Annotated in this window: 10 protein-coding genes; 7 read left to right on the top strand and 3 right to left on the bottom strand. The window is 69.6% G+C overall.

Translation table 11 applies throughout. The features are described 5' to 3' along the window. Positions 1–11 precede the first annotated feature (11 nt). The 3 genes from FJV41_RS27585 (at position 12) to hpf (ending at position 2443) form a co-directional block, all read left to right on the top strand. Positions 12–659, top strand: a complete 648-nt coding sequence (locus FJV41_RS27585; RefSeq protein WP_141645554.1) for a GNAT family N-acetyltransferase — start codon at positions 12–14, stop codon at positions 657–659. Positions 660–754: 95 nt separating this feature from the next. Next, positions 755–1522, top strand: a complete 768-nt coding sequence (locus FJV41_RS27590) for a hypothetical protein (RefSeq protein ID WP_141645555.1) — start codon at positions 755–757, stop codon at positions 1520–1522. Positions 1523–1771: 249 nt separating this feature from the next. Beyond that, positions 1772–2443 carry a ribosome hibernation-promoting factor, HPF/YfiA family gene (hpf, locus tag FJV41_RS27595; RefSeq protein ID WP_141645556.1) on the top strand — a complete coding sequence of 224 codons (672 nt, stop codon included), beginning with the start codon at positions 1772–1774 and terminating at the stop codon, positions 2441–2443. Between the two features lie 311 nt (positions 2444–2754). Here hpf and FJV41_RS27600 read toward each other — a convergent pair whose 3' ends face one another. Then, complete coding sequence (locus FJV41_RS27600) at positions 2755–3372, bottom strand: hypothetical protein (protein WP_141645557.1); 618 nt, start codon at positions 3370–3372, stop codon at positions 2755–2757. A gap of 241 nt (positions 3373–3613) precedes the next feature. Here FJV41_RS27600 and FJV41_RS27605 point away from each other — a divergent pair, with 241 nt between their 5' ends. Together FJV41_RS27605 and FJV41_RS27610 are read left to right on the top strand one after the other, a co-directional pair. Next, positions 3614–4075 (top strand): PTS sugar transporter subunit IIA, encoded by a 462-nt coding sequence (locus tag FJV41_RS27605; protein WP_141645558.1) that lies wholly within the window; start codon positions 3614–3616, stop codon positions 4073–4075. Between the two features lie 27 nt (positions 4076–4102). Next, positions 4103–4948, top strand: coding sequence for a hypothetical protein (locus FJV41_RS27610; protein ID WP_141645559.1), 846 nt, complete (start codon positions 4103–4105; stop codon positions 4946–4948). Here FJV41_RS27610 and dtd read toward each other — a convergent pair. Continuing rightward, positions 4945–5412, bottom strand: a complete 468-nt coding sequence (gene dtd, locus FJV41_RS27615) for a D-aminoacyl-tRNA deacylase (protein ID WP_141645560.1) — start codon at positions 5410–5412, stop codon at positions 4945–4947. The genes FJV41_RS27610 and dtd overlap by 4 nt on opposite strands. 226 nt (positions 5413–5638) lie before the next feature. Between dtd and dacB the strand changes: the two genes are divergently transcribed. After that, positions 5639–7924: a D-alanyl-D-alanine carboxypeptidase/D-alanyl-D-alanine endopeptidase gene (gene dacB / locus FJV41_RS27620; RefSeq protein ID WP_141645561.1), complete on the top strand. Its 2286-nt coding sequence runs from the start codon at positions 5639–5641 to the stop codon at positions 7922–7924. A gap of 231 nt (positions 7925–8155) precedes the next feature. Further along, entirely contained in the window at positions 8156–8662 is a 507-nt protein-coding gene (locus FJV41_RS27625; RefSeq protein ID WP_141645562.1) for a single-stranded DNA-binding protein, read from the top strand. Between the two features lie 134 nt (positions 8663–8796). Here FJV41_RS27625 and FJV41_RS27630 read toward each other — a convergent pair whose 3' ends face one another. After that, entirely contained in the window at positions 8797–9474 is a 678-nt protein-coding gene (locus tag FJV41_RS27630; RefSeq protein WP_141645563.1) for a succinate dehydrogenase/fumarate reductase transmembrane subunit, read from the bottom strand. Between the last annotated feature and the right edge of the window lie 375 nt (positions 9475–9849).

Raw genomic sequence — 9849 nt, forward strand, 5'->3', positions numbered from 1 at the left:
TCAGGGGCGCCATGAGCGCCCCTTTTTCTTTCCCCTCCGATGCCGACGCCCCTCGCCGGGCGCTTGTGCCCCTCGTCGTGCCGCCCGTCGTCCTGGAGGGGCGCACGGTGCGCCTGGAGCCCATGGCGCTCGAGCACGCCCCGGCCCTGGCCGCGCTGTGCGAGGACGACATCTTCACCCACTTCTCGGTGGTGCTGCGCACCCAGGAGGACGTGGAGCGCTACATCACCCGGGCGCTCGGGGCGGCGGAGCGGGGCACGGAACGCCCGTTCGTCATCGTGGAGCGCGAGACGGGGGAGGTCCTGGGCACCACCAGCTACCTGGACATCCAGCGAGAGCACCGGACGCTGGAGATTGGCTGGACGTGGCTGGGCCGCCGGGCGTGGCGCACGCGCGTGAATACCGAGTGCAAGTACCTGCTGCTGTGCCTGGCCTTCGAGACGCTCGGAGTCATGCGCGTGCAGCTCAAGACGGACCGGCGCAACGCGCGCTCTCGCGCGGCGATTGAGCGGATGGGCGCGAAGTTCGAGGGCATCCTCCGCAACCACGTCCTGGTGCGCGGCGGGGTGGTGCGCGACAGCGCGTACTACGGCGTCATCGACACGGAGTGGCCGGAAGTGAAAGCTCGGCTGGAGGGCTTCCTCCAGCAAGCGGGCTAGCGGACAGGCGGGCGTGCGCGGGGGTGGGAAAGGTGACGGCCCGGCGCCGTTCTGCTCCCAGTCCCCAGGGGTGGCGGGTATAGGGTGCGGCCTGTATGCACTCTTCCTCTCGTTTCCCTGGTGGCGCGGTATCGGGAGTCCTTGTCGCGCTCGGACTGCTGGCGGGCTGTGGTGACTCCCTCACCACCGAGTCGGTGGACCTCGTGGCGCTCGCGGACCGCACGCTGACGTACTCGCACGCGGACGTGGACCTGTTCGAAGTGGAGCAGGCCCCGGGCTCCCACCGTGTCACCGTGACATTTTCCCAGGCGGGTGGAGACCGCTGCACCCGGCTGAATGACGGCGCCACCGCGACGTTCAACGGCCAGGCCATGCTCCTGGAGCAGGGCGGCGTCGATGCCACGGCGGGCCGCGACGTGTGCCTGCCCACGCGGGCCTTCTACGAGTTCGACCCCGATGCCTGGGCGGCGCTGGCCCCGACGGACGCGCGCGTCGTCATCCAGGACGCGAGCCACACCGTCGTCCTCACGATGAAGGAGGGCCAGGCGAAGCGCTCCTTCACGGGGCCGACGATGCGACTGCTGCGGGGACAGACGTACTCGTTCCAGTGGAACCCGACGACCGAGTCGCTCAACGCCGCCGCCGCCACGCTCCTGCCCGAGGGCGGCACCGTCACCGCGGGGATGGCCGTCACGCGCGAGGGGGGAAAAATCACCTTCACCGTGCCCGGCCAGCTGGGCGCGGCCACGCATCTCTTGACCTTGAGCGGCACCGTCCAGGGCGAGGTGGTGGAGTGCCAGGGAGTGGCTGCCTGCAGGGGCACCTACTTCCACTCGCAGGAGCAGGTGGTTTCGGTGCAGTGAGCAGGCTGCTCGCCTGAGCCCGTGTCTCACGATACCCGGCTTGAGAGACACGGCGTGGCGCAGCGCGTGATTCCGAGGGGTTGAAGAGTCTGGTGCCCCGCATGAATGCGGGCCAGCGACGCCGGGTTGTCAGCCCCCGGACGCGTGGTGCGCTCGGGAAGAGGCAACGTGGGGAGACGGGTTGCTTTCCCGAGGTCAGAAGTTTCTGATCTGTCACGCAGCTCCCCTCACCCTAGGAGGCAGCCACGCATGCAGTTCAACATCACCTTCCGTCAGTTCGGGGCGTCGGATTCCCTTAAAGAATACGCACGCGAGAAGGTCGAGCGGGTGAACAAGCTGTTGGACAGAGCAGGAGAGGCACACGTCGTCTTGTCACTGGAGCGTTACCTCCACCACGCGGACATCACCATCCAATCCGGCGCCTGGGTGCTGCGCGGGCGGGAGAAGAGTGATGACATGTACGCGTCCATCGACCTGGCGATGGACAAAATCGAGCGCCAGCTGCGCCGCTACCGCGACAAGCTGAAGATGCATCACGGTCGAGATCGCGTCCATCACCGCCAGGACCTGGTGAACAGCCTGAAGGTGCGTCACGCCGTCTTCGAGGTGCCGGAAGCGGAGGAGCTGGCCGTCATCGCCGCGACGTCCACGTCGGAGTCGTCCACGACGACGAAGGCCGCGGACCCCGTGGACACGGCCGCCAGCGCCGCGACGCGTGTGGTGCGCGCCACCCAGCTCACCGTCAAGCAGCTGTCGGTGGATGAGGCGGTGATGCAGATGAACCTGATGGACAACGACTTCTACGTCTTCCACAACGTGGAGTCGGATGCGCTGGGCATCGTCTACCGGCGCAAGGATGGCCAGTACGGCCTCATTGAACCCCACGAGCCGCCGGCCCTGGCCGTCGCCGCGGGGACCTGAGCCCGCCCGCCGTCACAGTCCGGTCTGGAAGAGTCGCGCTCCGCCACCCCCCTCGAGGAGGCGGAGCGCGAACACCCCCGTCCGGTGTGGGACGGGGGCGTTGCCGGTCCTTCATGGATGCCGCATCCGGCGCCCGTGGTCGGCCACGTGCACCAGTGTCCCCCCAGCCACCCGGAATGGCGGCTGGCGCATCCATCGCCAGGAACGACGGCGCGCTCGGCGCATATCGGTCCGAAAAAAGACGGCGCGCTCCACCTCTCCCCCGAAAGGTGGAACGCGCCCGGTGGGGCCTGCTGGGCCGAGGCGCCCCTTCAGTAGAACTTCTTGCAGGTGTCGGTCTTCTGCACGTAGCGCTCGTCGCCGCTCGACATGCTGGAGATGGTCATCGAGGTCGTGACCACGGGCGCCCGGGTGTTGAAGAGCGCCAGCGTCATCAGCGCGGCCCGCTCGCCCAGGGGGCGCTGGTGGAGCGTCGCGGGGAAGGCCAGGGTGACGTTCTTCTCCAGCGCGCTGCCGCACTCGCGCACCCCCGTCAGGGTGTCACCCTCGCGCTTCAGGACGTAGGCGCAGGGCCCGACGCGTCCGTGCAGGTACGTGCCGTCCTCCGTGAGGTCCACCGTCATTCCGCCGAAGGTGCCCCAGACGCGGGTGTCATCCCCCTCCGCCAGCTCCAGCCGAGTCGCCCGGTAGCCCACCGAGCCCGTCATCTTCTGGTAGTCCCACTCGAGCGACACGGGGTCGCGACGGTAGCGGCCATGCATGGCGTTCTCGGAGATGCTCAGCGTGGAGCTGGGCCCGGTGATGGCGCCGCCTTCCAGGAGCAGGGACTCCTCGGCGGCGTCTCCCAGGGCCACGCCCCGCGCGGTGGTGGCGCAGCCGGTGGTCAGCGCCGAGATGAGGACAAGGCTCGAGCACAGCGTTCGCTTCATGGCGGTCGCTCTCTTCCTGATTCAGTTTCAGTGTGGAGGGTTCACGACGGAAAACGGTCGCCTGGGCGGCGCATATCGCCCCAGGGGACGACTGGGGAGGGTGGCATGGGGGCGACCCAAGGCCCCCCGGGCCCTGACGCGCAGTGAGCGGCCGTGGGGCCAGGACGACAGGCGACCCTTGCGCGAATCGAGGGTGAGGAGTAATTGCCGCCATCTCAGGAGCGCCAGCGCGGGAGCGTCAGTGAGAATCGCCGAGTTCCTCAGCCCCCAAGCCGTCATCGCGGACATGCAGTCGCGGACGAAGCCGGAGGTGTTGCGCGAGCTGAGCGCCACGTTGGTGCGGGCCCACCCCTTGCTTCAGGAAGACCGGCTGGTGGAGGTGCTGCGCGAGCGCGAGAAGCTGGGCAGCACCGGCATCGGCGAGGGCGTGGCCATCCCCCACGGCAAGCTGCCGGGCATGACGCAGCTCCAGGCGGCCTTCGGCGTGTCCCGGGCGGGCGTGGACTTCGAGGCCATCGACGGGAAGGCCACCCACCTGTTCTTCGCGCTGGTGGCCCCCGAGAACAGCGCGGGCGTGCACCTCAAGGCGCTGGCCCGCATCTCCCGCCTCTTCAAGAATCCCCGCTTCCGGGCCTCCATCCTGGAAGCGCCCACGACCGCGGACATCCACGCGCTCATCATCCAGGAAGACGCACGGCCCTGAAGTGCCGTGTCCCAACGGGGGGACCCCATGGACGTGGTGTTGCGGCCCATCAACGACCGGTTCTTCCACGAGCAGGTGCTCCCGTTCCTCTCGCGCGCCATGGGCGACGCGAGCGGGGCCCTGGAGTCGCTGCTGGAGACGCTGGGGGACGGGCAGGCGCGGATGCTGTGCGAGCGGATGCTGGCCACGGCGGTGCCCGGGGGCCTGGGCTCCGTGGACGCCGACCCCTGGTCGGACCTGGTGGACCGGCTCGCCTTCCTTCCCTGGAAGGAGGGCCCCACGGGCTGGGAGGTGGGCGCGCAGCACGCCGGCTACGCGGACGCCTGGGACGAGGCGCTGCACCTGTCGCTGATGCTGGAGGAGCCCAACTACCCGTATTGGGACTCGAAGGGCGCCCGCGAGGTGCGCGATGGCTTCCGCTTCAGGCCCCTGGCGGACATGGGGCTGGCCTCGCTCCTGGCGGGACACTGGGACCCGTTCCCGGAGTTCCCCCCGGACCGCGTCTTCGTCACCCAGGGCCGGGGCGAGTACTTCCCCACCGAGCGCTTCGCCTTCGCCGACTGGGCCTGGCGCCCGGCCCGCGCGGTGGCGCACTGGCAGGTGAACCTGCCGCGCAAGCTGGAGCGGCTCATCGCCCGCGAGCAGGAGCGCATGAGGCTGCCGTCGCTGCCGGAGAAGGACGAGGTGCTCGGCTACTGGCTGGGCAAGCTGCCTCAGCCTCCGCCGCTGACCGTCGCCTTCTCCGGGCTGGGGCCGCGCGCGGCCAGCTGGATTCGGGAGCTGGGCGCGCTCACCACGCACATCCGCCAGGCGGCGATGGCCAGGCAGGGCCTGGCCGCGCTCGTCACCAAGGGCAGCACTGTCCGCGTCTAGGGCCTGGGTGGCGCCGGAGCCGGAACCGGGCTGTCCAGGATGAGGGTGACGGGCCCGTCGTTGACGAGCGCGACCTTCATGTCGGCCGCGAAGATGCCGGTGCCCACGGTGAGGCCGCGCTGGCGGAGGCCCTCGCAGGCGCGCTCGTACAGGGCCTTGGCGACGGCGGGCTCCATGGCGTCGATGAAGCTGGGGCGCCGGCCCTTGCGCGCGTCTCCGTAGAGGGTGAACTGGCTGACGACGATGAGCTGACGGGAGGTGTCCTCCAGGGACAGGTTCATCTTCCCGGCGGCGTCCTCGAAGATTCGCAAGCTGGCGAGTTTCTCCACCATCCACGCGACGTCCGCTTCCGTATCGCCCTTGCCCACGCCCAGGAGCACCAGCAGGCCGGGGCCCATGTCACTCACCCGTTGCCCGTCCACCGTCACCGAGGCCTCCAGCACCCGCTGCACCACCGCTCTCATCGAAGTTTCCTCCAGGGCTGTCAGGGGCACCCCTCATGATGCGCCCAGGCTTTATCGGCATCTTGGGCGCTGAGAGGACCGCAGTGAAAAGAAGTCCACATGTGAGGGGTGCCAATTTCCACTTGGCGGTAGAGCGAGCGCCCAACCGTGGACTCCCGCACCCCCTCTCCCTTGCCGTGCTTTCGCGCCCTTCCCCATAATGGCCGCCGACTTCCCCGGAGCGTGCGTGCAGGTTCTTCGAGCCAGACACCTCTTGGCCGCGACGGCCATCGTTTCCCTGCTGCTTCCATACGGCGCCGTCGCGGCGCCGCCTTCCTCCGCCGAGAAGCGCGCGGACCGCGAAGCCCTGCGGACCGCCTTGCTCGAAGTGCTTCAACGCGCCCCGCTCAAGGTGAGCCGGGTGGGCGTGCACATGCAGAGCCTTGATGACGGCACGGTGGTGTTCACCCACAACGCGGACGAGCTGCTCAACCCGGCGTCGAACGTGAAGCTCGTCACGTCCGCGGCGGCGCTGGCGACGCTCGGGCCGGAGTTCCGCTACGACACGGAGTTCCTCGTCGAGCCGGAGCTGCCCGCGGACGGCAAGGTGAAGACGCTCTACGTGCGCGGCAAGGGTGATCCGTCCATCACGACCGAGCGCCTGTGGGGCGTGGTGTCGGAGCTGTGGCACTCGGGTCTGCGCGAGGTGGGGGACATCGTCGTGGACGACTCCTGGTTCGACGCCGAGCGCACGCCGCCCGGGTATGACCAGGAGGACTCGGACCGGGCCTATATGGCGCCCACCGGCGCGCTGAGCCTCAACTGGAACGCGGTGGCCATCTTCCTGCGCCCCGGCGCGAGCCCCGGCGCCAAGGGCACCGTGGAGATGGAGCCGCCGAGCGACTACTTCATCGTGGACAACCAGCTGTCCACCGGCGCGCGGCGCGCGCGGCGCGTCTCCGTGACGTCGGACCCGTCCGGCGCCCAGCAGAAAATCGTCGTGCGCGGGCAGGTGCCGGCCGAGCGCGGCGGGGCCGTCAGCGTCTGGAAGAAGATCGACAACCCTCCCATGTACTTCGGCCAGACGCTCAAGCAGCTGTTGAGCACGCGGGGCATGAAGGTGAAGGGCCGGGTGAAGGTGGGCCTGACGCCGTCCAAGGCGCGCACGGTGCACGTGGCCCAGTCGGACACGTTCGACGTGCTGCTCAAGCGCCTCAACAAGCTCTCCAGCAACTTCGTCGCCGAGCAGCTGCTCAAGACGATGGGCGCGGAAGGGCGAGGCCAGCCGGGCTCCTTCACCAAGGGCGTGGAGGTGGTGGAGCAGTTCCTGGAGCGCGACGTGGGCATCTCCCGCGGCACGTACGTGATGAAGAACGGCAGCGGCCTGAACGACGCGAACCGCTTCTCCGCAGCCCAGCTCAACAAGCTGCTCCGTCACATGTCCATCCGCTTCCCCTTCGCGCCGGAGTACCTGTCCTCGGTGCCCATCGCCGGCAAGGACGGCACGCTGAAGTACCGCTTCGAGGGCAGCGACGCGGTGGGCAAGCTGCGCGCGAAGACGGGCACGCTGGAGGGCGTCTCCGCGCTGAGCGGCTACGTGACGAGCGCGGGCGGTGAGCGCTTCTCCTTCTCCATGATGGTGAACGACTTCGCCGGCCGTGCCGGGCCCATCGTCGCGGGCCTGGACGCGCTGGGCGCGGCGGTGGCGGCCACGGGCTCCAGCCTGGGGCCTTCCAGCGCGGTGGCTTCCCTGGCGGACGGGGGCAAGCCGTCGGGCGCCATCGACGACGTGGCCGCCCGCATCAAGACGTACCTGGACCTGGGCCGGCAGAGGGACCAGCGCAACCTGGGCTTCCTGCGCACGGCGTGGCGCAGCGAGAGAGACCCGGCGGTGCGCGCGGTGCTGGCGGAGAGCCTCTACCAGTCCAACCCGCATGACTACCTGGGCGCGCGCACGCTCCTGGACAGCTACTCGGCGGGCAACGACGTGTATGGCCGGCTGAGGGAAGTGGCGCGGGTGTTGTCCGTGGAGGTGCCCGGCGTCACCAGCATGGTGGAGCTGGCGGCGGGCGGTAACACGGAGGCGCTGGCCCGGGTGCTGGAGCTCGCGGGCGCCACGGGCGTGGATGCCCAGGCGCAGGCGGAGATGTCCGTCGCGCTGGGCGAGGTGGCTCGCACGGCGCCGGAGGAGCTGGTGGTGGCGCTGCGCGCGTCTTCACCGGCGGACCGTGAGGCGGCCTCGACGCTGCTGGCCCGCGCGCTGGTGCAGGCGGGGCAGGCGGACCATCCCTTCTGGAAGTCGCTGCGCCGGCTGCAGGGCGCGGCGGACCCCCAGGTGGCCGCCTTCTCCAAGGGGCTGGACTCCACGCTGTCGCAGAAGGTGGCGGAGGCCAAGGCGCCCCGTCCGTCCGAGGGCGGCGCTCCGGTGCAGGTGGTGGCGCCGGCGGGAGGCGCGTCGTCCCCTACGCCCCCGCGTTCCACGGGCAGTGCCCCTGATGCGTCGCGCACCGCGGAGACGCGTCCGGGCGGGTAGCACCCGGTGGGCGGGTGCCACCTCCCAGGTGGTGCCCTCCCGCACCTTTCCACCGTCGCCTCCCTGCCTGCGGGGCCGCCGTCCGGGCGGGCCCGGGGCCCGGGGTCCGCCTTCTGGAAATGTCAGGCCGCACTGCTATACGTCGGAGGCAACCTGCCAGGGCTGATGCTCGGCGGGCAGTTTCCCCGCCGTGGTGGTGGGGAACTCGACGGAAAGACAGAGGGAGCAGTCATGGCTGGAGGCGTGAACAAGGTCATCCTCATCGGCAACCTGGGTGCGGACCCCGAAGTGCGGTTCACCCCGGGCGGTCAGGCGGTCGCGAACTTCCGCATCGCCACCAGCGAGAGCTGGCAGGACAAGAACGGCCAGAAGCAGGAGCGGACCGAGTGGCACCGCATCGTCGTCTGGGGAAAGCTCGCGGAGCTCTGCGGCGAGTACTTGAAGAAGGGACGGCAGTGCTACGTCGAGGGCCGCCTGCAGACTCGCGAGTGGATGGATAAGGAAAACCGGAAGAACTACACCACGGAAGTCGTGGCCAACGCGGTGACGTTCCTGGGCGGTCGTGACGCCGGGGAAGGCGCGGGTGGCGGTGGTGGGGGTCGCCGGCAGTCTGGTGGTGGCGGGCAGCCGCGCGGCATGGACAACAACGACTACGGCCAGCCGCCTCCCATGGATGACGGCATGGGCGGTCCCTCCGGCGGTGGCGGCGGCAACAACGAGGACGACATCCCGTTCTGAGCGCCGCCCGTCGCGCGGCACTCCAGAAACGAACCGGCCGCTCCCCAGAAAGACTTGGGGGCGGCCGGTGTGCTTTCAGGGCTGGAACGACGGGAGCGGGTGCGCCCGCGCGAGGGGCTTCCCGCTCCGGAGCTTTACGAGCCCGAGGGGCCGAAGGCGGCGCCCGCGGTGTAGAGCGCGTAGATGACGCTCCAGCTCATCGCCGTCAGCAGCAGGAAGAGGATGATGGAGACGGGCTCGAAGCGGCGCATGGCGCGCTCGCTGCCCAAGAGGCCCCAGCCCATGGCGAAGCCCTGGAGGCCGTTGGCCAGGTGGTACGCGGTGCCCAGCGTGCCCAGCAGGTAGACGATGAGCGTGGGGCCGTGGAAGCGCATCTCCCGGGCGATGTCGGAGAACGCCTCCGGGTGTCCCGCCACCAGCCGGGGCTGCAGGAAGGCCAGCCAGATGTGCGCGCCGAGGAAGGCGAGCACGCCCAGGGCGCTCACGCGCTGGAGGATGAACTTGAAGTTGCCGTAGTTGTTGTACCGGTTGTTGTTCGGCCGGAAGCTGAAGAGCCGGACCAGGCCCCAGCCGGTGTGGAACAGCAGCGGCAGCATGACGATGATGAACGTCAGGGCCTGCGAGTACGGGTTGGCGTACGTGGTGACGGACTTCTCCCACGCGGCCGCGCCGTTGAACGCGGAGAGGTTGTCCCACAGGTGGTTGACGACCCAGAACGTCAGGGGCACCACCGCGAGGAACGAGCCCAGGCGGGACTTGAGGAGCGGAGTCTTCGTTGAAACGGCGTCGGCTGTGGCGGCCTGGGTGCTCATCGGGTCTCCAGCGATGGCGCGCGGGCAAGTGGCCGCGCCCCAAGTCAAAGTCGGGTGACTGTCGGAGGGCGGTTTATAACCGTTCCGGCCAGGACGCTGGATTTCTTCCGCCTCCCCGCATGGCAGCCGTCGCGCATGGAGGCATAAGCCTGGCCTTATGCGTCACCCTGGGTGGCCCTGCTGCCGGGCCGGCATGCGACGGGGCGTCCGCCTTCCGACGTTGGCGGGCACGACGGGCTCGGGCACGCTAAGTCGCTCTGCCATGTCCGATGAGCTCGTCAGTGGATTGCTGAAGAAGTCCGATGTGCGCGTGGTGCTGGCGCTCACCACGGACCTGTCCCGCCAGGCCCGCGCCACCCACCACACGGCCCCCGC

It is taken from the genome of Myxococcus llanfairpwllgwyngyllgogerychwyrndrobwllllantysiliogogogochensis, from assembly GCF_006636215.1.
GTDB lineage: Bacteria > Myxococcota > Myxococcia > Myxococcales > Myxococcaceae > Myxococcus > Myxococcus llanfairpwllgwyngyllgogerychwyrndrobwllllantysiliogogogochensis.